Raw genomic sequence first — 395 nt, forward strand, 5'->3', positions numbered from 1 at the left:
TTGCCAATAGCCACGGGGTAATTGCGCCGTATCACCTGGCCCAAATTGCCCGAAGCGGCCAGGTGCTGGTGCATGCCGCCGTCAGTCACCAAGAACACCTGCCCACGCGACACCTTGCGCTCCAGCACGCGCGCCACATAGATGCCTGCCTCCCCCACCAGGTAACGCCCGAGTTCCAACACCAGCCGTGCCGCAGGCAATGCACGCACCAGTTCTGCCTGCACCTGTGCCAATGCCTCGGCGATGGGCGCCAGATTCAGCACCGGCTCGCCCGGGAAATACGGTATACCCCAGCCGCCCCCCAGGTTGACATGGCGTACAGGTGCGGGCGCATCGTGCGCCAGGCGCAGCACCAGATCGAGTGAACGGCGCAGGCTCTCGGCAATCACGCTGCC

1 pseudogene is annotated in these 395 nt (G+C 65.3%); it reads right to left on the reverse strand.

What is annotated here, in order from left to right:
* A pseudogene (locus QZH66_RS18675) lies at positions 1-395 on the reverse strand (hypothetical protein); the annotation flags it as partial.

Source organism: Stenotrophomonas sp. YIM B06876 (assembly GCF_030711595.1).
In the GTDB taxonomy this organism is placed as follows: Bacteria; Pseudomonadota; Gammaproteobacteria; order Xanthomonadales; family Xanthomonadaceae; genus Stenotrophomonas.